General features: G+C 72.9%; 11 protein-coding genes. 2 read left to right on the top strand and 9 right to left on the bottom strand.

What is annotated here, in order from left to right:
- Positions 1-20: 20 nt before the first annotated feature.
- The 4 genes from D9753_RS34970 to D9753_RS34950 form a co-directional block, all read right to left on the bottom strand.
- On the bottom strand, positions 21-710 hold the full coding sequence (locus D9753_RS34970) for a hypothetical protein (protein WP_205614337.1): 690 nt from the start codon (positions 708-710) through the stop codon (positions 21-23).
- Positions 676-10980, bottom strand: coding sequence for a GSCFA domain-containing protein (locus D9753_RS34960; protein ID WP_338058000.1), 10305 nt, complete (start codon positions 10978-10980; stop codon positions 676-678). Before D9753_RS34960 ends, D9753_RS34970 begins: the two co-directional genes overlap by 35 nt.
- 107 nt (positions 10981-11087) lie before the next feature.
- Positions 11088-11711 carry a thioesterase domain-containing protein gene (locus D9753_RS38475; RefSeq protein WP_240468520.1) on the bottom strand — a complete coding sequence of 208 codons (624 nt, stop codon included), beginning with the start codon at positions 11709-11711 and terminating at the stop codon, positions 11088-11090.
- The gene (locus D9753_RS34950) at positions 11654-14995 is read right to left on the bottom strand and encodes a non-ribosomal peptide synthetase (protein WP_240468377.1); all 3342 of its coding nucleotides are present in this window, start codon (positions 14993-14995) and stop codon (positions 11654-11656) included. Before D9753_RS34950 ends, D9753_RS38475 begins: the two co-directional genes overlap by 58 nt.
- A gap of 409 nt (positions 14996-15404) precedes the next feature.
- Here D9753_RS34950 and D9753_RS34945 point away from each other — a divergent pair, with 409 nt between their 5' ends.
- Together D9753_RS34945 and D9753_RS38465 are read left to right on the top strand one after the other, a co-directional pair.
- Complete coding sequence (locus D9753_RS34945; RefSeq protein ID WP_338057999.1) at positions 15405-17954, top strand: AMP-binding protein; 2550 nt, start codon at positions 15405-15407, stop codon at positions 17952-17954.
- Entirely contained in the window at positions 17876-18334 is a 459-nt protein-coding gene (locus tag D9753_RS38465) for a phosphopantetheine-binding protein (protein WP_240468519.1), read from the top strand. Before D9753_RS34945 ends, D9753_RS38465 begins: the two co-directional genes overlap by 79 nt.
- 57 nt (positions 18335-18391) lie before the next feature.
- Here D9753_RS38465 and D9753_RS34940 read toward each other — a convergent pair whose 3' ends face one another.
- From D9753_RS34940 to D9753_RS34920, 5 genes are all read right to left on the bottom strand, one after another.
- Positions 18392-18604, bottom strand: coding sequence for an MbtH family protein (locus D9753_RS34940; RefSeq protein ID WP_121790652.1), 213 nt, complete (start codon positions 18602-18604; stop codon positions 18392-18394).
- Positions 18605-18643: 39 nt separating this feature from the next.
- Positions 18644-20209, bottom strand: coding sequence for an ABC transporter substrate-binding protein (locus tag D9753_RS34935; RefSeq protein WP_121790651.1), 1566 nt, complete (start codon positions 20207-20209; stop codon positions 18644-18646).
- Between the two features lie 299 nt (positions 20210-20508).
- Complete coding sequence (locus D9753_RS34930) at positions 20509-21708, bottom strand: cytochrome P450 family protein (RefSeq protein ID WP_121790650.1); 1200 nt, start codon at positions 21706-21708, stop codon at positions 20509-20511.
- Between the two features lie 43 nt (positions 21709-21751).
- Positions 21752-22954, bottom strand: a complete 1203-nt coding sequence (locus tag D9753_RS34925) for an IS110 family RNA-guided transposase (protein WP_121790649.1) — start codon at positions 22952-22954, stop codon at positions 21752-21754.
- A gap of 488 nt (positions 22955-23442) precedes the next feature.
- On the bottom strand, positions 23443-24927 hold the full coding sequence (locus D9753_RS34920; RefSeq protein ID WP_121790648.1) for an amino acid permease: 1485 nt from the start codon (positions 24925-24927) through the stop codon (positions 23443-23445).
- Between the last annotated feature and the right edge of the window lie 185 nt (positions 24928-25112).

Genomic DNA, 25112 nt, shown 5'->3' with positions numbered 1-25112 from the left:
TGTCCGGCAGCGGCGCGGTGTCACAGCCCGCGTGCCAGCAGGTCGGCCAGGATCATCCGGCCGAAGGCGAGATTCCCGTGGATGGTGTCGTCGGGCTCGCACAGTTCGGGGCGCTGGAAGCCCGTGGCGTCGGTGGCGCGCTCACGCAGGTCGACGATCTCGACGCCGAGCGGGACGAGGGCGCGGCGGACGGTGTCCTGCGCGGCCCTGAAGACCGCGGCGTCGGCGTGGCCCGGCACCCGTTGCGGCGGCATCACCGCGAGGGTGCGCAGGCCGAGTCGTCCTGTCTTGCGGTAGAAGGCCAGTGCTCCGCGGCACATGGCGAGGACGATGTCGTCGAACATCCGGCTCGCGAGGAAGCCCGGCGGGAAGTCGCCGCGTACCCGGTAGACCTTCCAGTTCTCCGCGGTGGCGACGAAGTGGGCGCTGAAACCGAGGGTCGACACCAGGGGGACGGTCAGCGCGCCGAGGCCCGCGACGCCCAGCTCGGCCAGGAAGCGGCGGTAGTACCGGTCGGCCTCGGTCTTGTGGAACACGATGTCGTCCTGCCGGTCGTCGAAGAACTCGGCGGTGAACTCGCGTCCGGCCCCGATCGGCCCCCCGTGGAAGGGGATGCCCGCCTCCCGCGCCGCCCGGCCGATCGGGCCGGCGTGCGAGTCGCCCAGCAGCAGGAACCTAGCGGGGGTTGTAGTAGTCGAGTACGGCGTCATCGCACCAGACGTCCTCTCCGTGGTGGGACCCGGCGCCGGGTCCCGGGCGCGGTTCGCCGGGGCGCCGGACGACTGCGCCGAAGAAGTGGCGCATGGCGAAGGCGATGCCGTCCGGTGTGACGGTCCGCAGGTTCGGCTCGAAGAACGCCGCCTTGAAGGGGAAGCCGGTGATGATCTCGTACGCGGGGAAGTAGTCGATGTGGTCGTGTTCCTGGGCCAGTTGTCCGGCGACGGCCCGCAGCACGGACTTGGAGTACGTGGTGGCGGTGAGCGCGTGACCGCCGGTGGCGGTGGCGGTCAGCGGTACGGGCGAGACGGTGAGCACGACGCGCAGAGCCGGGTTGGCGGCGCGGGCGAGCGCGAGCGCGGCCGACAGGTCGCGGTACACCTCGCTGAAGGTGAAGTTGCGGAAGACGTGGTGCGCGGGGTCGAAGGTGCCGCGGACGGTGCCGGGGCAGACCGGGTAGACGGCGCCGGTGGACCGGTTCTCCCACGCCTCGGTCAGACCCAGCGTGAAGATCAGGCAGCCGGCTGCGGCGAGGGCGCCGCTGATGGCGTCCAGGGTCGTCCGGCGCGCGGCCAGCATCGCCTCCGCCGAGTCGTACCCCTCGGGTTCGACCGACGGGCGGAACGGGTCGAAGAAGCCTCCGTCCGCACACCAGACCTCGTCGGGCGGGGCGGACTCGCCCTGCGCCCAGGACAGCCACTGCCGGAGCGTGGCGGCGGTGTAGATGTTGCCGGTGCGGAACGAGAACACGCCGTACTGGCGGGAACGGCGCTCGGCCTGGGTGAGTCCCGGCGGCGCGGGCTCGGTGTCACGCCAGTTCATGCCGCGGCCGAGCAGCGCGGGACCGATGTGGCGCGCGAAGCAGGAGCCGGCGGTGAGGACGGGCTCGTCCTGTCCGAGGGAGGACGTGGGGGTCCACAGGTCCGCGATGGCGGAGGGATCCGGCTCGGCCACGGCGGAGCGCCAGAAGGAGCGGGGCGGCAGGGACTGGTACGGCGTGTCTTTCGGCTGCACGGCGGTGGTCTCGGGTTTCTTCCGGGGGGGATGCGTCAACGATTTCCGGGGACGGACGACGAGGCCTCGTTGATCTCCTCGGCCACCGTCCCCACCTGGGGCGGCCGGACGATGCCGTAGTGGTCGGTGTCCAGCACCCGGCAGTGCGCCGGCCGGGGCAGGTGTGCCCGCCACAGGCGTAGCTGCTCCTCGGGGGGAGCCCGGCGTGCTCAGTCCGGCCACGGGGCGGGCCGCCAGCCAGAGCCGGCTGGGCGTGCCGGACAGGCGCGGCGGTTCGTACCGGGCCATGCCGGCGAGGTTGGCCCGGCAGCGGCGCGCCAGCCGTTCGGCGTAGTCCTTCGCTCCACCCGCCGCCGCGTCCGCGGTCGTGCCCAGCTCGTGGGCGAAGACCGCCTCGATGTGGGCCTCGTCGTAGTCCCGCAAGCGCCGCCCGGATCCGGGTGGAGGCGGGTCGATGAGGAAGAGGCCGTCGGCCGGCCGGCCGACCGCCTCCGCCTCGGCGGCCATCGCGAGCGCCACCCAGGCGCCGAAGGACCAGCCCGCCAGGTGCAGACGCCACTCGCCGTGCGGGAAGCGCTGCCGCAGCGCGGCGTGGTAGTGCCGGGCCCGTTCCTCCACCGGCCATTCGGGGCCGGGCCGTCGCAGGGCGGGGTCGGCGATCAGGCAGACGGTGAGCCGTGGATCGAGCGACGACACCAGTGCGCGGTACGCCTGGATGTCACCGCCGACCGGGTGGACCAGGCACAGCAGGTCGCGTCCCTCGCCCTCCTGCCACACCTCCACAGGCACCTGTTCCCCGCTCTCCGGACCGGGGTGTGCCGACGCGCCGAGCCGCGTCAGCACCTCCGTCAGGCTCACCCGATGGCTCAGTCGGGACAGTTCGAGATCGATGCCGAAGAGCCGTTTCACCTCGCTGATCAGGTCGAGCAGGGTCAGCGAGTCCGCGCCCAGGTCGTACAGGGACGCGTCCGGGTCCAGCTCCTCCACGCCCAGCCAGCGGCACAGGTGCTCGGCGAGCCGTTCGGCGGGCCGGGCGGTCTCCGCGTGGCGGGCCACGGCCTCCTCCGGTGCGGGGACGGATGCTCCGGCGGGGGCCTCGTAGAAACAGCGGGTCTGCGCCGGCGCGGTCGTGGACACGAGCAGGTGCGGCAGTTGCAGCCGCAGGGCCCGTTCGAACACGCGGCGGCCCTCGGCGACTCCGAGGCCCGTCGCCAGGTGCGCCTGGTGGCGGGCGTCCGACCGCAGGGCCTCGCGGGCCATGCCGACCTCCTTCCAGATGTCCCAGTCGATGCCGAGCCGCAGCGTGGTCTCCGCCGGGGTGGCCCGGTGGCGGGCGAAGCCGTCCAGCAGACCGCCCGCCGCGGCGTAGTCGAGCTGCCCGACGCCGCCGTACAGGGCCGCCATGGACGAGCAGTACACGGCGAACGCCGGCCGGTGGCGCTGGATCAGCGATTCGACCAGCAGGGCGCCGTTCAGCTTGGCCGCGGTGACCCGTCGCATCTCGGCGGCGTCGCGCCGGACGATCAGGCTCCCGGCCGCCACGCCGGCGGCGTGGACCACGCCGTCCAGCCGGTCGGCGTACCGCTCGATCAGAGCCAGCACCGCTTGGGGCGGTTGCTCGGCCAGGTCGGCCTCCACCATCTGGACGCGGTCCGCCCAGGGCGCCAGGCCGGCCGGCAGGGACGGCCGGCGGGCCACCAGGATCACCCGGCAGTCGGTCCGCTCCAGCAGCCAGGCCGCGATGGTGCCGCCGATGCCGCCCGTGCCGCCCAGGATCAGGTGGACGCCGTGGTCGGCGATCAGGGCCGCGGGTGCGTCCGCGGGGGCCGCGGTGACCGGCAGCAGCGTCGGCTGCCACCAGTAGCCCTGCCGGAGCGCCAGCCGGCGCTGCTCCGGGGCGGAGGGCTGCGGCTCCGCCAGCACCGGTGCCAGCAGCGGTGCCCAGTCGGCGAGGCCGGCTCCGGGCAGGTCGAGCCAGCGGCCGGCGACGGCGCTCTCCTGGGGTGCCACCTCGCAGGCGCCGGCCAGGAGGCCGAGTTCCGGCCGGTCCACGTCGCCCTCGACGGGCTGGGCCCGGTGCGAGAGCCACAGGGTGCGCAGCGGTCCCGTATCCGTCCTGCCGGCCAGCGCCCGGATCAGTGCGGCAGGGGTGTCGAGGCAGGCCCAGCGGGCGCGGGTGAGCGACTCCTCGCCCACCGGTCCGTCGACCGACAGCGGCAGGGCGTGCAGCCAGTCGACGCCCGTCCGGGCTTCGTCGGCCAGCGCGTCGAGGAGCCGGTCCAGCGAGTCGGGGTCGGCCGGGTCGACCTGGTAGAGGTCGTCCGCGAGCTGGGCGAAGGCGTCCGCCGCGCCGACCCGTACCACCCTGCTGTAGGCCGCCCGCAGGGGCCGTACCGCGGCCTCGGGCAGCGGCTCGGCCGTCATCACGACCAGCAGGCCGCGGGTGGGCGTGTCGGGGCCGGCGGGCAGGGCCCGGCGCAGCCGTACCCAGTGCGGCTGGTGGAGCCACTCGGCTTCGGGCAGCCGCTGCGGCCACCCGTCCGGGGCCGCCGGTCCGGATGCGGACGCGGCGCGCTCGAAGTCGTGGTCGGTCAGCCGGAACGCGGGCGGCGGGAAGTCCCAGGGCGCCTGCGCCGGCCCGGCCGGCCAGTGGATCGTCCGCCCGGCCAGCCAGGCGTCGGCCAGCTCCTGGGCGGTACGGTCCGCGGCGGCGAGGCTCCCCTCGCCCGGGGCCGCCTCCACGCCGGCCGCCGTACGCAGCCAGGCGACCGCGGCGGCGGCGTCGGGGCAGACGGCCGCCGTCCGCCACCGGTGCGGGGGCCGGCCGGCCTGGAGATGCCGCAGCACCTGGTCATAGGCCTCGGGCCGGGCCTGGAGGTAGTCGGCGATGCGGGAGGCGTCGGTGCGCAGGCTCTCCGCACTGCTGGCGGACAGCATCAGGCAGGGCGGGGCGGTGGGCGGTGTGGCCGGCGTCTGCCCCTGCTCCAGCAGCAGGTGGGCGTTGGTGCCGCCGATGCCGAAGCTGCTCACGGCCGCCACCCGCGGCCGGTCCGCCGGCCACGGCCGGGCATCGGCGGGGATGTGGAACGGCGTCACGTCGCCGATGCGGGGATTGACGCGCCGGAAGCCGACGTTGGGCGGGATCACGCCGTGCCGGACCGCGAGGGCGGCCCGCACCAGTCCGACCACTCCCGCGGCGGCGCCCAGATGGCCGATCTGGCTCTTCACCGACGTCAGCGCGCAACTGTCCGTCGCGCCCAGGTCCAGAGCCTGGCGCAGCGCGCCCACCTCGACCGGGTCGCCGAGCTGGGTTCCGGTGCCGTGCGCCTCGACATAGCCGACGTCGGCACCGCTCCGGCCGGCGCGGCGCAGGGCGGCGCGGATCACCTCGCGCTGTCCGGCCAGCGAGGGGGCGCTGTAACCGAGTTTGCCGGCACCGTCGTTGTTGACGGCCGAGCCGGTGATCACCGCGTGGACGGTGTCGCCGTCGCGCTGCGCGAGCCGCAGGGGTTTCAGCACCACCACGCCGACGCCGCTGGCACCGATGGTGCCGTCGGCGTCGTCGCTGAACGGCCGGCAGTGTCCGTCCCGGGAGAAGATGTGCTGGGGCTGGTAGGTGTAGCCGTCGGTCAGCCGCGGGTCGGCGAGCACTCCGCCGGCGAGCATCACCTCGGCGTCGCCCTGGCGCAGCAGGCCGGCCGCGAGGTGCACGGCCACCAGCGAGCTGGCACACGCGGCCTGCACGGTGAACGCCGGTCCGGTCAGGCCCAGGTGGTAGGCCGCCTTGGTGGCGAGGAAGTCCTTGTCGTGGTGCAGGGCGAGCTGGAAGTCGTCGGGCAGGTCGGCCGGGTCGGCCTCGCGGAGCATGGACTGGAAGTAGGTGTTCTCACCGCAGGACGCGACCAGTCCGATGTGCCGCCCGGCCGGGTCGGCGACACCGGCGTGGGCCAGCGCCTGGACACAGGCCATCAGCAGGTGGCGCTGTTGCGGGTCCATGAGGCGCGCGTCGCGTCGGCTGATGCCGAAGTGCTCCGGGTCGAAGGCGAGCAGACCGGCCATCTGGCTGCGGGCGCCGACCAGGCCGTCCGCCGCGTCGAAGTGCTCGGTGCCGCGACGGCCGCTGCGCACCATCTCCCAGAAGGAGGCCAGGTCGTCGGCGCCGGGGAGCCGTACCGCCATGCCGACGACGGCGACGGGCTCGTCGGCCGCCGGGGTCCCGGGCACGGTCGCGGGGGCGGCGGTGGGCAGGCCCGCCGTGGCCGGCCGTCCTTCCAGGAAGCGGGCCAGGCGGCGGATGGTGACATGCTCGAACAGGTCGGGGATGGTCAGCGGCAGCCGGTGTTCCGTGGTGCAGCGCAGGTGGAAGCGCATCAGGTCGAGGCTGGAGGCTCCCGCGTCGAAGAAGCGCTGGTCGGGCTGGACCGGTGTGCCGGTCACCGCCTCGAACAGGGCGGTGAGCCGGACCTCCAGCGGGGACAGGCGGGGCGCGGGGGCGGGGCGCGGGTTCAGCTCCTTGCCGGGGGCGGCCAGCGCCCGGCGGCGGTCCAGCTTGCCGCTGGGGGTGCGCGGCAGCGTCTCCAGCAGGCGGAAGCGGTGGATCCGTGCGTGGGGCGGCAGCAGGGGTGCCAGGTGGCTCGCCAGTTCCTCCGGTGAGGGGCACTCGTCGCGGCACTGCAGACAGGCCGCCAACTGGTCGCCGTCCAGCACGACGACGGCGTTGACGATCGCGGGGTGCCGCAGCAGCGCGGCCTCGACCTGGCCGAGTTCCAGCCGGTGGCCGCTCAGTTTGATCTGCTGGTCGTCGCGGCCGAGGTAGTGCAGCAGCCCCTCGTGGTCGAAGCGGGCCTGGTCGCCCGTGCGGTAGAACAGCCCGGCGCCGGGCAGTTCCACGAAGCGGCTCCGGTTGAGTTCCGCGTCGCCCAGGTAGCAGCGGGCGACCATCGGCCCGCCGATCAGCAGCCGGCCGGGGCAGCCCGGCGGGACGACCTGGTCGGCCTCGTCGACCACACGCAGCCGGGCGTTGGCCACGGGGAGGCCGATGGCCGGGCGTTCCGGCCAGTGCGCGGGGTCGCCGTCGAGGCGGAGCGCGCTGACGACATGGGTCTCGGTCGGGCCGTAGTGGTTGAACAGGCGTGCGCCGGGCATCCCGGCGAACCACCGGCGGATGGCGTCCGTGCACAGCAACTGCTCGCCCGCGGTGATCACCTCGCGCAGCCGCGAGGGGTAGCGGCCGAGGTGGACGGCGTGTTCCGCGAGGAGTTGCAGCGCGACGTAGGGCATGAAGACGCGTTCCACGCCGGCCGACTCGAGCTGGGCGAGCAGCGCCGGGGCGTCCTGCCGCCAGCCGGGCCGGGCCAGGTGCAGACAGCCGCCGCCGCACAGGGTGCCGAAGATCTCCTGGAAGGACACGTCGAAGGACAGCATGGAGAACTGCTGGGTGACGGCGGGCGCGGACAGTCCCCCGGATTCGCTCTGCCACTGCAGGAGGTTGCACAAGGTGCGGTCGGACACCTGCACGCCTTTGGGGGTGCCGGTGGAGCCGGAGGTGAAAAGGGTGTACAGCGGCCGTCGGCCCTCGTGCGGCGGCAGCGCGGGCGCGGGGGCGGTCGACAGGGTGACCGGACTACGGTGCAGGTCCGGCGGGGCGATCGCGTCGAGTGCGGCCTCGCCGCCCGGTGGGACGAGGACGCACAGCGGCTCCGCCTGGTCCAGTATCTGACGCAGTACGGCCGGTGGATAAGCGGGGTCGAGCGGCACGACGGTGATGTTGAGGCGGGCCAGCGCGAGCAGCGCCACCACATGTTCGACCGACGGTTCGAGGTGGAGTGCGATGCTGCGCGGACGGTCGTCTTCCGGCGGCACGGGGAACCGCTCCAGGAGTTCCGCGGCCAGCGCCGCGGCATGGACGTCGAGCAGGGCGTAGCTGAGGGTACGGTCACCGGCCGCGAGCGCGGGCGCGGTGGGTGTCCGGCGGACCTGACGGGCGAAGGCCTCGGCCACCGTGGCGCAGGCCGGCTCCGCCGGGGTGCCGCGCCCGGGGTCGGGAAGGCTCTGGCGGTAGGGGGCCACCAGGTGCGCGACGGTGGTGTCCCGGTCCTCGGCCAGCCGGTCCAGCCCGCTGCGGAAGAGGTCGGCCGTCGCCTGCACCTCGGGAGCGGTGAAGTGGCCCTCCGCGTACTCCCAGAGGCAGTCGAAACCGTCCTCGTGCTCGACCACGGACAGCGTCAGCGGGCACTTGGCGTGGGCCGGGGCGGACCATTCGGGGCGGGTGTCGCAGCCCGGCAGCGCCAGCGCGGAGAAGTCGGTGTTCTCCAGGACGAACAGGAAGTCGAACGGCGTGCCGCCGGCGCCGGCGTCCCGGTCGGCCAGTACGTCAGCCAGGGCCACGTCCTGCCGGTCCAGTACGGCCTGTGCGGCGGTGCCGTGACGCAGCAGCTCGGCGCGCAGGGACCGGCGGGGCTCGACCCGCGTGGGCAGCAGCACGGTGTTGGCGAACATGCCGACGCTGGCTTCGAACGCCTGCACGGGACGGTTGGCGACGGGGCTCGCGACCCGCAGCCGGGAGCGGCCGGTGACGCCGTACAGGCTCCATGCGAAGACGCCCAGCAGGAGCTGGAAGCGGGTCAGTCCGAGTTCGGAGCAGAGCCTGTCCAGGGTGGTGCGGCGTACCGCGTCGAGGGACGTGCGCAGCAGGCGGCCCTCGCGGGCCGCGCGGCGGACCGGTTCCGGCGGTGCCGCCATCGCCGCGTGTTCCTTCTCCTGCTCCGCCGCGTCGTAGTGGGCCCGGAGTTCGGCGCGCTGCGTCAGGTATCCCGGCCGGCTGAACCAGTCGGTCTGCCAGGCGGCGAAGTCGAGCGGCGTCGGCGCGGCCGGCGGGGCTGCCCCGTCCCCGTGCGACACGGCCGCGTACTCCTGTGACAGCTCCCGGAGAAGCACGTTGAGCGACCAGCCGTCGACCGCGATGTGGTGCAGGTGCAGCAGCAGTGCGCCGCCGTCGTCCTCCGCCAGCCAGCTCGCCCGCAGCAGTCGTGGCCGGGTCAGGTCGAACGGCGTGGCGAAGAAGCGGTCGGCGTGGTCGCGCCGGCTCTTCTCGTCGCCGCCCAGGTCCGCGGGCGGCTCCGTCCACGGGTCGTACGGCTCCCCCACCACCTGGCGCAGTCCCCCGGCGGTGGCTTCGAACGCGGTGCGCGGCGCCGGATGGCGCGCCACCAGCCGCTGCAGCGCACGGCGCAGTGCCGCGCTGTCGACGGTGCCGCGTATCCGGAAGGACAGCCCTACGTTGTAGGCGGACGACCGGGGGTCCTGCTGGTGCAGCAGCCACAGCCGCTGCTGCTCGGAGGTGGCCGGCGCGGAGCGGGCGTCCCCCGGGGCGGGGGCCGCCGGATAGGGCGAGTGGTCCGTGGCGCGTCCGGCCCGGACGGCTGCGGCCAGTTCCGCGAGGTCCGCCCGCAGGACCAGGCGCTGCGGCAGTTCGCAGCCCCAGCGCCGCCGCACCTCGAAGCGCAGGCGCAGGGCCTTGAGCGAGTCGCCGCCGCTGGCGATCCAGCGGTCGTCCAGGCGCAGCCCCGGCACCCCCAGTACCTGGCCCGCCAGTTCGAGGATCCCGCGCTGCCACTCGGTGGCGGCGGCTTCCGGCGCCGTGGCCTCGGCGCGGCGCCAGGGCTCGTCGTCGTCGCGCCGCAGCAGGGCGGCCTGATCGACCTTCCCGTTGGCGTTGAGCGGCAGTTCGCCGACCAGGTGGATCCGGTGCGGGCGCATGTACGGCGGCAGGCCGGCGGCCAGGTGACGGTCGAAGTCGTCGAACGTGAGGCCGGCCCCGGGCACCAGGAAGGCCAGCAGTTCGTTGACGCCCTGGGTCTCGTCACGGCGCGTGCAGACGTACGTCTGCCGGACCGCCGGATGGGACAGGATGTGCCGCTCCAGCTCACCCGGTTCGATGCGGAAGCCGCGCACCTTCACCTGGCGGTCGGCGCGTCCCACGTACTCGATGAGGCCGTCGGCGCCGCGCCTCACCAGGTCGCCGGTGCGGTGGTACCGGGCGCGCCCTCCGTCGTGCCAGGGGAGCCGGACGAAGCGGCGTGCGGTCTCGTCCGGCAGGTTGCGGTAGCCGGCCGCCAGCGCCTCTCCGGCGAGGAGGAGTTCGCCCAGCTCGCCGGTCCCGGCCGGTCGTGCGCCGTCGGCCACCACGAGCGCCTCGGTACCCGGCAGGGTCCGGCCGATGGGCACGACGTCCCGGCCGGCGTCGCGGGGGATCGGGTGGCACAGGGCGAAGGTGGTGGCCTCGGTGGGGCCGTACACGTTGTGGAGCCGGGTGGGGGCGGCCGGGTTGTCCCGGTACCAGCGGCGGATCAGCGGGGCGTTGAGCTGCTCCCCGCCGACCAGTACCCGGCGGACTCCGGTGAAGCAGTCGGGAGCCCTGTCGACCACCGTGTTGAACAGCGCCACGGTCATGAAGAGCGTGTCGATGCGCCGGCGCAGCAGCTCGGCCGCCAGCACGTCGGGGGTCTGTACCACCTCGTCGTCGAGGATCACGCAGCAGCCGCCGGTCAGCAGGGGCACCCACACCTCGAAGCTGAGGGCGTCGAACGCGGGGTTGGACAGGCAGGCGTAGCGGGCGCCCTCGGGCAGTTCGATCCAGCCGGGCCGTGCCAGGCGCAGGATTCCGGCGTCCCGCACTTCGACGCCCTTGGGCCGGCCGGTGGTGCCCGACGTGTAGAAGACGAAGGAGACCGGTGCGGCGGCGGTGGCGGCCCGCGGGGGTACGTCCGCGGTGGCCGGAGCGGTTTCGAGGAGGGCCGCGACCGCCAGCGGCGCCACGCGGCCCGGCAGGTCCTCGGGTGCCGTCTCGCCGTGGATCAGTGCCACGGTGGCCGCGTCGGTGAGGATGTGACCGCGCCGTTCGGGCGGGCTCTGCGCGTCGAGCGGGACCACCACGGCGCCCAGACGCAGGACGCCGAGCATGGCGCAGACGAGCTGCCACGACCGTGGCAGGCAGACCGCCACCGCCTGGCCGGGCCGTATGCCACGGCGGCGCAGGGCGTCGGCGACGGTGGCACTGGCGGAGTCGAGCGCGGCGTAGTCGAGGTGCCGTTCGCCGTCGATGACGGCGACGGCGCCCGGGGTGCGGCGGGCCTGGGCGAGTACGCTCTCGGCCAGGCCGGCCGCCCCGGAAGCGACCGGTGCGGTCGGTGCGGTCCGGGCCGGCTGCGCTGTCGGTGCGGTCTCTGCGGTCGGTGTGGCTTCCATCATGTCCTCTGTGCCTTGCCCGGCTGTGCCTCGGCCGGTTGCGCCTCGCCCGGCCGGACGGGCCGTGGTTCGTCCGGTACCGGACGGGTCTCCGGTCGACGGGACGCCGGTCATCGGGCCAGCTCGGAGGCGAGCAGCGCGGCCACGCGCGAAACGCCGGCGGGCTCCAGGATCTCCCAGTGGTCGCAGGCCAGTCGTTCCACCCGGAGGCCGTTGCCGGCACGCCGGCGCCAGAAGTCCCCGGCCGCGCGCGACGCTGGGGCGTCGAGTCCCCGGGTGGCCTGCAGCAGGACCAGCCGGGCCGGCGTGGACGGTGCCCGGTAGGCGCGCGCGGCCAGCCGGTTGTGGTTGTAGACCCGGAAGTACCGCTCGATCTGCTCGTCCTCGATCCCGGGGTACATACCGTTGAACTTGACCAGCTTCTGGCGGAACTCGGCCATCCCCACCGGTTCGATCTCGGCGCGCCGGGCGTCCTCGTCACTGCCGTGGGTGTCGAGGAGGACCACGCTCGGCCCGGTGTGCCCGGCCAGCGCCAGACGGCGTCCCATCTCGTGGGCGACCAGGCCGCCGAAGGAGAGTCCGGTGAGGACCAGCGGCCCGTCGAGCAGTGGCTCGATGAGCCGCAGGTAGTCGTCCGCCATGGCCTCGACCGTGGGCAGGAAGGTTTCTCCGGGGTTCAGCCCCGGGGACTGGATGCCGTAGACACCGCAGTCCTCCGGCAGAGCCCTGGCCAGCGGCAGGTAGCAGAAGGCCGTACCACCGCCGGGGTGGACACAGACGACGCGGCCGGAACCGTCGCCGTCGCGGAACGCGATGAGGTTGCCGGGGGGACTGGGCCGCGGCTCGCCGCCGCAGCCGTCCGCCCAGCGCCTCGATGGTCGGGTGCAGCATGATGTCGCGGACGGGCAGCGGCTCGCCGAACGCCTCCTGCACGGCGTGGGCCCAGCTTGATGGCGGAGATCGACGTCCCGCCGATGTCGAAGAAGTTGTCCTGGATGCCGATGTCGGCGTGGAGCAGCAGCCGCCGCCAGAGGTGATAGAGGGTCAGCTCGGTGTGGTCGCGCGGGGTCGAGGTGTTGACCTGGGCGGGCCCGGCCGTCCGTGCCCGCTTCAGCAGTGCCTCGCGGTCGGTCTTGCCGTGGGCGGTCCACGGCAGCCGGGGCACCTCGACGAACAGTTCGGGGAGCATGTAGGCGGGAAGGCCGCGCGCGAGAGCGGCGCGCCATTCGCCCGCCGGCCGCGGTGCGGCCTCGCCCCGGGCGATCACGGCCACCAGGCGCGTCTCGCCCGTCTCGTCGCGCTCCGCCAGTACCGCGGCCTCCAGGACTCCCGGCTGCCGCAGCAGCGCCGCCTCGATCTCGCCGGGTTCGACGCGGAAGCCGCGCACCTTCACCTGGTGGTCGGCGCGTCCGAGGAACTCCAGCCGTCCGTCGGCGCGCCACCGTGCCAGGTCCCCGGTGCGGTACATACGGGTGCCGGGCGGGCCGTAGGGGTCGGCGACGAACCGCTGCGCCGTCAGTCCCGGACGGCCGAGGTAGCCGCGGGCCAGGCCCGGACCGGCGACGTACAGCTCTCCGCGGACTCCCGGCGGGACGGGTTGCAGGCGGGCGTCGAGCACATACACGCGGGTGTTGGCGACGGGCGTACCGATGGGCGGGGTCACGGCTTCGGACAGCGGGGCGCTCATCGTGGCACAGACCGTGGTCTCGGTCGGGCCGTACGCGTTGATCATGCGGCGGCCGGCCGACCACTTCCCCACCAGGGCCGGCGGGCAGGCCTCACCCGCCACGACCAGGGTGATCCCGGCCGGCAGGGCGTCCTCCGGCAGTACCGACAATGCCGCGGGGGGCAGCGTGGCATGGGTCACGGCGTGCCGGCGCACCACCCCGGCCAGGCCCTCGCCCGGCAGCAGTTCCTCGGCCGGGGCCATCACCAGCCGCGCGCCGGCGAGCAACGCCATGCACACCTCCCAGGTGGCGGCGTCGAAGCTCGGTGAGGCGAACTGGAGCACGCGGCTGTCCGGGGTGACGTCCAGGCGCTCGATCTGGCTCGCCGAGAGGCCGGCGATGCCCGCATGGGTGACGACGACGCCCTTGGGCCGGCCGGTCGACCCGGAGGTGTGGATGACGTACGCCGGGGAGTCCGGCCGCAGCGGGGCACCGCGCTCGGCGTCGGTCAGGTCGGCCGTCCCCGCCGGCCCGGCCGGGGCGGCCCCGGTGTCGTCCAGCAGCAGCGGGGCGATCGTGCCGGGCAGGGTGTGCGCGGTGGCCACGTCGGTGAGGACGCACGCCGGTTCGGCGTCGTCGAGCATGTACGCGATCCGCTCGGCCGGGTAAGCGGGGTCCACCGGCAGATAAGCGCCGCCCGCCTTCATCACCGCCAGGATCGCCACCAGCCACCGCACCGAGCGGGGCAACACCACCGCCACCACCCGCTCGGGCCCCACGCCGAGCCGGGCAAGCTGCCGGGCCAGCCGGTTCGCCCGCGCGTTCAGCTCCCCGTACGACAGCGACAGCGGACCGAACTCCACCGCCACCGCCTCCGGGGACCTGCGCACCCGCTCCTCGAACAGCGCGGGGAAGGGCATCGCGGAGACCTCGCGCGCCGAGTCGTTCCACCCGTCCAGCAGTTGTGCGCGCTCCTGCCGGGACAGCAGCTCCAGCGAGGTCACCGGCCGTTCCGGCGCGGCGGCCATCTGGACCAGCACCCGCCGTAGCTGCCGGCAGTGGCGTTCGACCGTCTCGGTGTCGAACAGCGCACCGGCGTAGTCCAGGGTGCCGACGACACGGCCGTCCTCCTCCCCCAGCGACAGGGCCAGGTCGAACTTGGCCGCGGCATGCGGCGGTCCCAGCGGCGTCACGTCGAGGCCCGGCAGGGTCAGCTCGCCGCCCTCGGTGTTCTGCCAGGCGAACATGACCTGGAACAGCGGCGTGTGGGCCGGGCTGCGGGGCGGGTTGACCAGCTCCACCACCCGCTCGAACGGCAGGTCCTGATGCGCCAGCGCCGACAGCGTCACACCGCGCACCCGCTTCAGCAGCTCGGCCACCGACGGGTCGCCGGAGAGGTCGACGCGCAGTGCCAGGCTGTTGACGAAGAAGCCGATGAGGCCTTCGAGTTCCGTACGGCGGCGGTTGGCCGTGGGCGTGCCGATCACCACGTCCGTCTGCCCGGACGTCCGGGAGAGCACCAGCGCCCACCCGGCCAGCACGGTCATGAACAGGGTGGTGCCGGTGCGCCGGCTCAGCGCCTTCAGGGCGGTGGTGAGTTCCGCGTCGAACTCCAGGCGCAGCCGCGCGCCCCGGTGGTCCTGGTGGGCCGGGCGCGGCCGATCGGCCGGCAGGTCGATCAGGGCGGGCGCGTCCGCCAGGGCGTCGCTCCAGTACGCGGACTGACGGGCCGCCACGTCCTCGGGCAGCTTCCGGTGCCAGGCCGCGAAGTCGGCGTACTGCACGGGCAGCGGCGGCAGCGGATCGTCCGCGCCCTCGTGGAACGCCGTGTACAGCTCCCCCAGCTCCCGGTTGAACACGCCGGTCGACCAGCCGTCCGACATGATGTGGTGGGCGGTGATCAGCAGCACGTGCCGTTCCGGCTCCAGGGTCACCAGCCGGCCGCGGAACAGCGGGCCCCGGGCGAGGTCGAACGGCGCGGTGGCCTCCTCCTGGTGCAGGACGGCCAGCTCGGCTTCCGGATCGGAACGGCCGGCCAGGTCGTGCGTCTGCAGTGCGAAGCCCTGTCCGGCCGGGGCGACGTGCTGGAAGACCTCACCGGCCGTGGCGACCAGGCGGGTGCGCAGCGCTTCGTGCCGGTCGACCAGCCGGTCGAGCGCACGGGTCAGCGCGCCGCGGTCCAGCGGTCCCCGCAACTCGAACGCCAGCGGCATGTGGTAGGCCTCGCTCACGCCGTGCATCTGGGCCAGGAACCAGAGCCGCTGCTGTGCGAAGGAGGACACCAGCAGCCCTGTCCTGCTCGTCCGCGGCACCGCGGCGGTGAGCTGCCGAGGTGCCGCTCCCGCGGGCACGCGGGCAGGATCGTGGAATGTCTGGTTCGCGGGCACGGTTGGCTCTTCCCCTCGGCAGGACACCTGTGTCCAGGGTGATCGGAAAGGAGTTTCCGGGTGATGGGCAGGGGGCCAGGCCACGCCTGTCCGCTCCGCGCGGTGCCACATGTCAGGACCGCGGAAACAACTCGGGCCTCCGTTTACGGGGCCCGTCGACACACCGATCATTGATGCACCCCGAGATACTGTCAATTGCTCTTCGGGGCACGGTGAATGTGCGATGGGGCAGAGTGTTTCCGACTGGTGGGATATTGCTTGAGGCGATGAAGTCCAGCCAGATTGAGTTCTCCGGTCGGCGCGGGGCGGTCCCCGGCCGCAGTCCCCGGGAACGCCCCGCCGGGATTCACATGACGGTGAACGGATCTGTTCCATGCGCGACCTTCCGGCCAGCCCCCCTGTCGTCCCGTCCGAAGGGGTGCCCGACGACGGTGGTGCCGTGCACCACCTGTCGTTCTCCGTGGCCTTCCACGGTGATCTCGATCTCGCCGCGCTGGACCGCGCCTGTGGCGCCGTACTGGACAGGCATCCTGTCCTCACCCGCGCCGTCGGGCAGCGGGACGGCGCGCCCGCCGCGGCCCGGCCGGGGCTGAGGGTCGAGCGGCCCGGGCCGGAGGCCGTGAGGAAGCACCTCACCGTCCCGTTCGACCCCGCCTGCGGTCCGCTGTGCCGCCTGGTGGTGCAGACGGACGGAACACGCGAGCACCGGCTGCTGGTCGTCGCCCACCGGCTGGTCTTCGACCGGGAGTCGGTGGAGGTGTTCGTGACCGATCTCGCCGCGTTCTACCGCGCGGAGGTCCTGGGTGGCGATCCCGGACTGCCGGAACCCGCATCCGTCGGAAGCGCGGAGCAGCGGATCACCGCCGCGCTGCCGCTCGCCGAGCGGTACTGGGCGGACCACCCGGTCGACGGCGACCTGCTGCTCCCCGGCCTGGACGGCGCCGTCGGGGGCGTACGGCACGGCGCGGCGGTGGAGTTGCGGATACCGGCGACGCTGCGGGACAGGCTCCATGACGTGGCGGAGCGCATCGGCGTCACCCCTCATGTGCTGATGGTGGCATCCGTGCACGCCGTTCTGTTCCGCTACGGCAACACCGCACCGGTCACGGCTCTCGGCTTCGACACGCGTACACCGGGCGAGCACTCACGCATCGGCGCCCATGTCAACGAGCTGCCCTTCTCCTCCGCCCCGCGGGGCGACACCCCGTTCGCGGACTTCGCCCGCGGGGTCAGCTCCGGGCTGCGGGAACTCCACCGGGTGCGCGACGTCCCGCTCTCACGCGTCGGAGCGGGGACGGCGCCGGCCCCGGTCCACCTGGCCTACAGCCGGTGGTCCCCGGCGCCGCGCTTCCCCGGTGTCGTCGCCACGGTGGACCGGACACCCCGGGACGCCACGGTCCGCCACACCCTCGACATCACCCTGCTGGACGGGCCGGACGGCATCGACGCGGTCCTCCGGTACCCGCGGGAGTCGCTGACGGACGACGACGTCCGCGGCATCGGCCGGCACTGGCTGTCCGCGCTGACCCACATCGCCACCGCCCCGGACACCGGGCCGGCCCGGCTCGACCTGCTGGACCCGGAGGAGCGGGACCGTCTGCTCGCCGGTCACCACGGGCCGGCCGTGGGCCGTCCGGCGACGACCGTCCCGGGGCTGTTCGCGGAGCAGGTCGCGCGCACGCCCGATGCCGTCGCCGTCATCCACGGGGATCGGCGGCTCACCTACGCCGAGCTGGACGCCGCCGCCACCAGGGTCGCCGGCCGGCTGCGCGCCGAGGGCATCTGTCCGGGAGACCTCGTCGTGGTGGCGGCGAGCCGGACCGAGCTGCTGCCGGCCGGCCTGCTCGGTGTCCTGCAAGCCGGGGCGGCCTACGTCCCGCTCGACACGACGTACCCGGCGGAACGGCTCGCGTTCGTCGTCGCGGACTCCCGCGCCGCCCACCGGCTGGGGGACGGCGACCTCGCGGCCGCCGCCGAGGACCCCGTCGCGCCCGGCCCCGGGGCCGTCCCGTCGCCGGCCCCCGACGACCTGGCCTATGTCATCTACACCTCCGGCTCGACCGGCCGCCCCAAGGGCGTGCGGATCGAGCACCGGTCGCTGGTCAACCTGCTGCTGTCGATGCGGGACCTGCTGGGGTCCCGGCCGGGCGACCGCTGGCTGGCGTCGGCGTCGGCCGCGTTCGACATGTCCGTCCCGGAGTTCTTCCTGCCCCTGGTCACCGGTGGCGCGGTGGTCATGGCGAGCGAGACCCAGTCGCGTGACGGCTCGGCGCTGCGCGACCTGGCCGAGCGGCAGCGGGTCACCCACATGCAGGCGACCCCGACCGGATGGGCGATGCTCCTGGACGCCGGCTTCGCCGCGCCCGGGATCACCGCGATCACCGGAGGCGAGGCACTCCCCCTGCCGCTGGCCCGGCGGTTGCGCCCGGCGGTGGGCAGACTCGTCAACCTGTACGGGCCGACCGAGGTGACCGTCTGGGCGACGGCGGACGAGATCGGTCCCGAGCCGGAGCGGGTGACGATCGGCCGTCCGCTGGCGAACACCCGGGCCTACGTGCTCGACGAACGCCTGACGCCCGTCCCGGGGGCGTCCCCGGTGACCTCCACCTCGCCGGCGCCGGACTCGCCCGTGGCTACCTCGGCCGGCCGGAGCTGGACCGGGAGCGGTTCCTGCCCGACCCGTTCGGGCCGCCGGGCAGCCGTATGTACCGCACCGGAGACCGGGTGCGCCGGCGCGGCGACGGGCGGCTGGAGTTCCTCGGCAGGTCCGACGACCAGATCAAGCTCAGGGGCTACCGGATCGAGCTGGGCGAGATCGAGTCCCGGCTGCTCGCCGTACCCGGGGTGGACCACGCCGCCGCCGCCGTGCGGGAGGGCGGGCTGGTGGGGTACGTCGTCGGCGAGGCGGACGAGGGCGCACTGAGGCGCGCGCTGGCGGCGTCGCTGCCGGCGTACATGGTGCCCGAGGCGTTCGTCGCCCTCGGCGCCCTCCCGACCACCCCGAACGGCAAGCTCGACCGCGCGGCGCTCCCGTCCCCGCCGGACGCGGCCCCCGCGCCGGAGGCGGACCCGGAGGACCCGCTCGACGCGGTACGGCGGATCTGGTGCGAGGTGCTGCGGGTCCCGGATCTGGGCGACACCGACGATCTCTTCGACCTCGGCGGCCACTCGATCACGATGTCCCGGATCTCGGCGAGGATCCTGGAACGGCTGGGCGTCGAGGTGCCGCTGCACGCGTTCTTCGACGCACCGACCGTCCGGGGCCTGGCCGCGGTGGTGACCGACCTGCGCCAACCCGGCTAACGACCATGCCGGGGCCCGCCGCCGGTGACGCGGGCCCCGGCGGTACGGTGCTCCGTCTCAGCCGGTGTGCGCGGCCCCGTCCACGCTCCTGGGGCGGGGGTCCGGCCGGTGTGCCTCGACATGATCGAGGCAGGCCTGCCGGCTCGCGGCCGCCAGGGCCACGGACCATCCCGCCGGTACGGCGGCACGGCTCGGCCACAGCGAGTACTGCGCTGCGTCGTTCACCAGGACGAGGTACCGCGCGTCGGGCTGCTCGAACGGGTTGTCCATCGGTCTTCTTCTCTCCGTGGGGCGGGATGTGTGTCGGGCTCAGTCCTTGCTGAGTTCCCAGAACCGGAACACCGTGGACGCGTCCAGGCAGTAGTCGACGCCGTGGACGCCGTCGCGGACGACCGCGTACTGCTTGGCCTGCCACACCGGCAGGACGGGCACCTGCCGGGCCACGATGTCCTGGATCTGGGCGAACTCCCCCTCGGCGGCCATGCGGTCGCTGACTGCGGCGGTGCGCGGGATCAGCTCGTCGGTGAGGGTGCTGTTCTCGTAGTGGTTGCCCAGCACGTTGCCCCGGCCGAAGAGGGGGGCCGTGAAGTTGTCGGCGTCGGGGTAGTCCGGCACCCAGCCTTTGACGTAGACGCCGTAGGTGCCCGCGGCGATGTCCCGCTCGTAGCGGTCGAACGGCACGGACTTCACGTCGGTGTCGAACAGCCCGCTGGCGTTGAGCTGATCGGCGATCGCGTGCATTTCCTGGTCCGTGGCCGGGCCGTAGCGGACGGGGGTGGACCAGAGGGTCAGCCTCACCCTGTCGGTGATGCCGTCGGCGCGCAGCAGGGCGGTGGCCTCGGCTGTGGACGGGCGGCCACCGTACCTGTCGAAGAAGGCCGTGGTGTGGCCGCCGATACCGGCCGGGACGATCGAGTACAGCGGGATCGCCGTGTCCCGGTAGACCTCTCTGACGAGGGCGTCCCGGTCGAGCACATGGGCGATGGCCTCGCGCACGGAGGATCTCCCGGCCACGGGGTCGTGCATGTTGAAGACCAGATGCTGGACCTCCGCGCTGCCGCCCTCGACGACGTCGACGTCCTTGCGGCCGATCTGCTGGTCGATGCCGGAGATGTCCTGCGCGGTCAGGCCGCGGTAGGCGACGTCGACCTTGTCGTCGAGTACGGCTTCCTTGAGGGCGTCCTGGTGTCCGTGGAAGAACTTCAGTGTCACACCGGAGTTCTTCACCCGGGCGTTCCCCTTGTACCGCTCGTTGACCGAGAAGACCGCCTCGCCCTTGCCGAAGGACTCCAGCCGGTAAGGGCCGGACCCGACCGCCCCGCCGTCCGTGCGCAGCTCGTCCCCGCGGTATTGGCGGTGGTCCACGATGGAACCGGCGCCGGAGGCGATCTTGCTGGGGAAGGTGGCGTCGGGGACCTTCAGTCTGAAGACGACCGTCTTGTCGTTCGGCGTCTGGATGCTGTCGAGCGTGCCGAACATGACCGCCGGGCCGGCCGCGTTGTCGATCCGCAGGGTGCGGTCGAAGGAGAACTTGACGTCCTCCGCGGTGAGGGGGTCGCCGTTGCTGAACCGGAGACCGTCCTTGAGGCGGCACTTGTACACCCGGGCCCGGCCGTCCGTGAAGCTGCATACCTCGGCGGCGTCCGGCTCCGGCTCCGTGCCCCCGCTGGGGAAGCTGAGCAGCGACTGGAAGACGTTGTTGAACAACAGCCATGAGCCGGGGTCGTAGCCGGAAGCGGGGTCCGTGGCCAGCACGTCGTCGGACATTCCGACCACCACGGGGGTGCTTTCGCCGAGGCTGGTACACCCCGTCAACAGAGCGAAGGCCAGCCCCGCGGGGACGAGCCGGGCCGGCCACTGGTTGAGCATGTTCACCGCATGTGCCTCGTTTTTGGTTGCCGATACATCTCTGAACCCGGCCGGGCGCTTTCACGCGAGGCCGGTCCAGCACCGCATGGAGAAATCCCCGGACCCGATAAGGGATTCCGGCCGTAGGAGGCTGTGGCGGGTCACGGGGGAGGAAGGATCAATCGTCACAAGGGCGCGTCGAAATCCCCGATCAGAGCCGATCGAGGGCACTCTACGTCCGTGATGTCACGGGGAATCGCGTCCCGGAATTCACTGTCCGGAAAGACAGCGGCTCTGCACTTATCCGCACGTGCGCGGCAGCCCGGTCACACCCATCGCACCGGAAGCCGCCGCGGGCCGTGCACGAGCATGCCCGGACGCCAGGTCACGGCCGCCGGGTGGACGTCCAGGCCGAGGCCGGGGCAGCGCCGCAGCAGGGCCCGGACGGCGATGCGTGCCTCCATCCGCGCGAGCGGGGCGCCGAGGCAGTGGTGAATGCCGTGGCCGAAGGCGATGTGGCCGTGCGCGGGGCGGCGGATGTCGAAGCGGTCGGGGTCGGGGAAGCGCGCAGGGTCGCGGTTGGCGTCGGCCACGACGACGAGGACGAGCTCGCCGCCGCCGGGGATCACCGTGCCGCCGATGCCGACGGGTTCGGTGGTGAAGCGGAAGGTCGCCGCCTCCACCGGTCCGTCGTAGCGCAGCATCTCCTCCACCGCCGCGTCGATCAGCGTCATGTCCTCGCGCAGTACCGCGAGTTGATCGGGGTGGGTCAGCAGCGCCAGCACGCCGTTGGCGATCAGGTTGGCGGTGGTCTCGTGACCCGCCACCAGCAACAGCCAGGCGGTGCCGATCAGTTCCTCGGGGCTGAGCCGGTCGCCGTCGTCGTCGCTGGTGCGGACCAGGGCGCTCATCAGGTCGTCGCCCGGGGCGCGGCGCTTGTCGTCCAGCAGCCGGGCCAGGTAGCCGCCCATCTCCTGGCTCGCCGTCTTGCGCACCACCGGATCGGGGTGCGAGAACACGTCGGTGCTCCACGTCCGGAAGGCGGTGCGGTCGAGCGACGGCACGCCGAGGAGTTCGCAGATCACGGACATGGACAGCGGGAACGACAGGGCCTCGACGAGATCGGCGCGTCCGTCCGGGTGCGCCAGCATCGCGTCGAGCAGCGCCTCGGTGATCTCCTCGACGCGCGGGGCGAGTCCCTCGACGCGGCGCGGGGTGAACTCGCGGACGACGAGCTTGCGCAGCCGCCCGTGATCCGGCGGGTCGGAGTTGAGCATGTTGGGTCCGGAGGCCGGTCGTACCAGGGAGAGCGTCGGCGCGGCCCGCTCCCACGACTTGGCGAGCCGGGGATCGGCGAGCGCGGCCCGGGCGGCCTCGTACCCGACGACGAGCCACCCCTCGACCCCCTCGGGCAGCCGTACCCGGTGCACCGGGCCCCGCTCGCCCAGGGCCGCGTACACCGGATAGGGGTCCCTGACGAAGTGCTCGCCCAGCGCGGCGAGATCGAGGATGCCGGGCGTCGTCATGGCACTCCTTGGGCTGTGCGGGGGGGTGCCTCTATGTCTTTCGTCAAGCGAGGCGTGGGGTTCTGGGTTCGTAGAAGGTGCCGTCGCGGAGCATTGCGAACAACACGTTGATCCGTTGTCGGGCGAGGCGGAGGAGGGCCTGTGTGTGGGTCTTTCCTCTGCTGCGGCACTTGTCGTAGTAGGTGCGGGAGGCGGGATCGTGCAGGGAGGCGAACGCGGACAGGAACATCGCGCGTTTGAGCTGCCGGTTGCCGCCGCGTGGGGCATGTTCGCCGTGGATCGAGGTGCCCGATGACTTCGTGGTCGGGGCGAGGCCGGCGTAGGAGGCCAGGTGGGCGGCGGTGGGGAAGCTGGTGCCGTCGCCGACGGTGACCAGCAGTGTGGCGGCGGTCCTGACGCCGACGCCGGGCAGCGACGTCAGGACCTTCGAAAGAGGGTGGTCCTCCAGCAGGGCTGTGATCTGGGCTTCTGTCGCCCGGCGTTGTTCGTGGACGGCGCCGAGCGAGCGGGCCAGCGAGGGGATCACGATGTCGAGCGTGCCTGTTCCCGGAACGACGACGGTCTGCTCATCGAGCGCGTCGAAGACATCGTCGATCAGCCGCTTCGCCATCCGGGGTGCCTTGGGCCGGATCAGCTCGACGAGCCGTCGGCGGCCGGCCTTTCGCAGCGCGGCCGGGGATCCGTAGCGTTCCAGCAGCCAGGTGACGGCCTGATGGTCGAGCCGGGGGCCGAGGACGCGTTCCAGCGACGGGTGGAACTGGGTGAGCAGGCCGCGGATGCGGTTGCTGGTGCGGGTGGCCTCGGCCGCGAGGTCCTGGTCGAATCCGACGAGCACGGTCAGTTCGGCGGTGATCTCGTCGGTCAGTTCCAGTGAGCGCAGGGTGTGCGGCATGGTGCGGGCCGCGTCGGCGATGACCGCGGCGTCCTTCGCGTCGGTCTTCGCCTCGCCGGGGTAGAGGTCAGCGATCCGCCGCATGGCGAGTCCGGGCAGGTAGGCGACCTTGCAGCCGGCATCGCGAGCGACCGTGAGCGGCAGGGCCCCGATGGAGGCGGGCTGGTCCACGATGACCAGGACGGTGCCGAACTTGGCCTTCAACTTGTCGAAGACGGCCCGTAACCTGGGTTCGGTGTTGGGCAGCTGCTTGTCGAAGACCCTCTTCCCGGCCGGGGTGAGCCCGAGCCCGTGATGGGCACTCTTGCCGACATCCAGGCCCAGGAAGACGCCTATCTCGTCGCTGTCGTACAAGCCATCCTCCGAGGCGGGTTCGTGCGGTGCTGGCCGGGGCGTCGGCGTCGTGCGCGCATCCACGTTATGCAGACCTGCCGCCCACCAGGTGCCGTGCATTGCGCACGGCCGGGCGGTGGTCGGGCCTCTCATCAGCGTCTCCGACGGCGCCTCTCGGGCCCGGTGGCACCACCCCCCAGGTCATCGGTTCGACAGGGGGGAACAGCCATGCCGGGCCCGGAGGCCAGCGGCCCTCTTGCAGGACCGCAAAGAAGATAACGGGGGAGGGACGCGGGCGTGGCGAGTGCCCGGGCCGGGATGCGGCGCCGGGCACTCCGGGACGTCCGCCGGCCCGTCGGTGGAGGGGTTCGCGTCACGAGGGAGGATGCGTGCCGCGAACCCCTCCACCACCGGTGCGGCAGCATCGGACGCGTGAGGAAGCTATCCGACCGGACGTGACCGCCGACGTGCCCCACCGTCCCTTTGCCCCTTCGGACAGCGGGCCGTCCCTATCGCCCCGCCGCGTCCGTCTCCCCGTCGGCCGCCGCCCGCGCGGGACCGTTCCCGCGCACCACGAACCAGCCACCGACCAGGGCGCCGACGACGAGCGGCAGACATTCGACGGTGGTGCGCGAGACACCGCCGTCCTGCCACATGAGCAGCACGATGGAGGCGAGGAAGACCAGGGTGACCACCTGGGTGTACGGGGCCCAGGGCAGCCGGTAGGCGGGACGGGTGACGGTGCCGTTCTGCGACCGCTTCCAGAACAGCAGCGAACAGATCATGATCATGCCCCAGGTGCCGATGATGCCGAACGAGGCGAAGTTGATGACGATCTCGAACGCCTTGCCCGGCATCGCGTAGTTGAGGACGACGCCGAACACCCCGAAGCCCGCCGTCAGCAGGATGCCGCCGTAGGGCACCCCTCCCCGGTTCATCACGCCCGTGAACCTGGGCGCGGAACCGGACAGGGACATGGACCGCAGGATGCGTCCGGTGGAGTAGAGACCGGAGTTCAGGCTCGACAGCGCGGCGGTCAGGACGATCAGGTTCATCACGTCGGCCGCGCCCGGGATGCCGAGCTTGGTGAAGACCGTGACGAACGGGCTCTCACCGGCGGCGTAGACCGAGGACGGCAGCAGCAGGGAGAGCAGGACGACGGAGCCGACGTAGAAGAGACCGACACGCCACATGATGGAGTTGACGGCCTTCGGAATGATCTTCTCGGGGTGCTCGGTCTCCCCGGCCGCGATACCGCACAGCTCGACGCCCGCGTACGCGAAGACGACTCCCTGGATCAGCAGCAGCATCGGTGTCCACCCGTGGGGGAACAGACCGCCGTGGTCGGTGACGGTGCCGAGCCCGGGGGTGTGGCCGTCGACGTGGTGCCGGGTGACCACCAGGTAGACACCGACGAGCAGGAAGACGACCAGGGCCGAGACCTTGATGATGGCGAACCAGAACTCCGTCTCCCCGAAGTACTTCACGGAGATCAGGTTGGCCGTCAGCACGGCGGCCAGGGCGACCAGGGCGAGCACCCACTGCGGGATGTCCGAGAAGGTGGACCAGAAGTGGGCGTAGGTGGCCACCGCCGTGATGTCGGCGATGGCGGTGGTCGCCCAGTTGACGAAGTAGAGCCAGCCGGCCGTGTACGCGCCCTCCTCCCCCATGAACTCGCGCGAGTAGGACACGAACGCGCCGGAGGAGGGCCGGTGCAGCACGAGTTCGCCCAGTGCCCGCACGACGAGGAAGGCGAAGAGACCGCACACGGCGTAGGCGATGAAGAGGGACGGGCCCGCGTCGTGCAGTCGGCCGCCCGCCCCGAGGAAGAGGCCCGTTCCTATCGCGCCGCCCACGGCGATCATGTTGACGTGCCGTGACTTCAGGTCCTTGTGGTAGCCGGCGTCACCCGCGTCGACGTGGGTGGGGCCGCCGGGTGTCGCCGCGGCATCGGATCGGGGATGATCCGTCGCGGTCGTGAGGGGTTCGTTCATGTTGGTCGCTCACCTTCAAAAGTGTCGGCGCTGTGCGGGAGCCAGGGGCCGCACGGGACGGAACCGGCGGACGTCACGGACGGTCGACATGTCCTGCTCATGACAGGCGTGCCGGTGCCACGGCGCGGCGTCGGCGGCGCGCCGTCCGCGGGCAACGGAGAGGGCCCGGGTCGCACCGCCCGGAG

The organism is Streptomyces dangxiongensis (assembly GCF_003675325.1).
In the GTDB taxonomy this organism is placed as follows: Bacteria; Actinomycetota; Actinomycetes; order Streptomycetales; family Streptomycetaceae; genus Streptomyces; species Streptomyces dangxiongensis.
Note: the sequence above shows the minus strand (reverse complement) of the source record. Positions and strands in the feature narration are given on the sequence as shown.

What these genes read in the sequence shown, in the direction of transcription:
- D9753_RS34970 (WP_205614337.1), bottom strand. Translation starts at nt 710, where the DNA reads ATGACGCCGTACTCGACTACTACAACCCCCGCTAGGTTCCTGCTGCTG.
- D9753_RS34920 (WP_121790648.1), bottom strand. Translation starts at nt 24,927, where the DNA reads ATGAACGAACCCCTCACGACCGCGACGGATCATCCCCGATCCGATGCC.
- D9753_RS34930 (WP_121790650.1), bottom strand. Translation starts at nt 21,708, where the DNA reads ATGACGACGCCCGGCATCCTCGATCTCGCCGCGCTGGGCGAGCACTTC.
- D9753_RS34945 (WP_338057999.1), top strand. Translation starts at nt 15,405, where the DNA reads ATGCGCGACCTTCCGGCCAGCCCCCCTGTCGTCCCGTCCGAAGGGGTG.
- D9753_RS34960 (WP_338058000.1), bottom strand. Translation starts at nt 10,980, where the DNA reads ATGATGGAAGCCACACCGACCGCAGAGACCGCACCGACAGCGCAGCCG.
- D9753_RS34940 (WP_121790652.1), bottom strand. Translation starts at nt 18,604, where the DNA reads ATGGACAACCCGTTCGAGCAGCCCGACGCGCGGTACCTCGTCCTGGTG.